2 protein-coding genes are annotated in these 1,516 nt (G+C 68.7%); both read left to right on the forward strand.

Going from position 1 to position 1,516, the window contains the following annotated elements; all coding sequences use genetic code 11:
- Positions 1–876 (forward strand): IS110 family transposase (locus tag ACWEBX_RS40475; protein WP_451889687.1); only part of this gene is annotated, 876 nt, incomplete at its 5' end.
- A gap of 354 nt (positions 877–1,230) precedes the next feature.
- Positions 1,231–1,516: argininosuccinate synthase domain-containing protein (locus ACWEBX_RS40480; RefSeq protein WP_451889688.1), on the forward strand; the 286-nt coding region annotated here is incomplete at its 3' end.

Below are 1,516 nucleotides of genomic sequence, written 5' to 3' on the forward strand. Positions count from 1 at the left end.
GAGTTCGTAATGGCGGACGCCGCCCGCGCTATGCCCCACAGGGTGGGGGCGATCGACGGCGAGGACGAGACGATCGCCGAGCTGGAGATGATCGTCGGCTTCGACGACGACCTGGCCGGCGAAGCGACCCGGGTCGCCAATCGGTTGCACGGCCTGCTGACGCAGATCCATCCGTCGCTGGAGCGGGTGCTGGGGCCGCGGTTGCAGCACCCGGCCGTCCTGAGGCTGCTGGAGCGGTTCGGGTCGCCGGCTCAGATCCGCAAGGCCGGACGGAGGCGCCTGGTCACGCTGTTACGGCCGCAGGCGCCGAGGATGGCCGAGCGGCTGGTCGAGGAGATCTTCGCGGCCTTGGACGAGCAGACCGTCACCGTTCCGGGCACGGAGGCGGCCACGCTGATCGTCCCGAGCCTGGCCGGTTCTCTGGCCGCAGTCCTTGACCAGCGCAAGCTGCTGGCCGGGCGAATCGAGGAACTCCTGGATGCCCACCCTCTTTCGAAGGTCCTGACGTCCATGCCGGGCATCGGCGTCAGGACCGGCGCCCGCATCCTGATCGAGGTCGGCGACGGCCGCACCTTCCCGACCGCCGGCCACCTCGCCGCCTATGCCGGCCTCGCGCCAGCGACCCGGAGCTCGGGCTCATCGATCCGCGGCGAACAGCCCTCCCGGAGGGGAAACAAGCAGCTCAAACGGGCCTTCTTCCTCTCCGCGTTCGCTGCGCTCAGCGACCCGGCATCCCGGGCCTACTACGACAAGAAAATCGCCCAGGGCAAGCACCACACGCAGGCCCTGCTCTGCCTCGCCCGACGCCGGGCCGACGTTCTCTTCGCCATGCTCCGCGACGGAACCTTCTACGAACCTCGGCCAGCCGCAGCCTGATCCTCAGCAGCCTCGCCGCACACGGGGCAGTCACGCTCGTCGACCGAGTCGACCACGACCGGATGACCACAGAAGTCGCACGGACGCATGCCCTCGCCCGCCGACTCTCGAACAGCCACCCCAGCACTCATGACAGCCACACTGCCACCCGACCACCTTGACCAAAGACATAGGGGCACCCCCCCGGAAGAGCGTTGAATCCAAACCGGCGGGTCGAGCCGCACTTCGCGGATGCCCCGGCACGCCGCCGCTCCATACTGCGGTCGCACCTTGCCAGACCTGCACCGACCAGGGTGACAGGCGAACCTGAACACGGATTTTGCATGACCATGCGACGCCTTGCATAATTCTTCTATGTCTAAGGTCCTCAACTCCCTGCCCATCGGCGAGCGCGTCGGCATCGCCTTCTCGGGTGGCCTCGACACGTCGGTCGCCGTCGCGTGGATGCGCGACAAGGGCGCGATCCCGTGCACCTACACCGCCGACATCGGCCAGTACGACGAACCCGACATCGCCTCCGTGCCCGGCCGCGCCAAGACCTACGGCGCCGAGATCGCGCGTCGACTCCGCCCCGCTCGACGTCCTGGACGCCTACCGGACCTGCGAGTTCGCCACCCTGGGCCGGGACGGCACCCCGCTC

This window comes from Streptomyces sp. NPDC005070 (assembly GCF_053600395.1).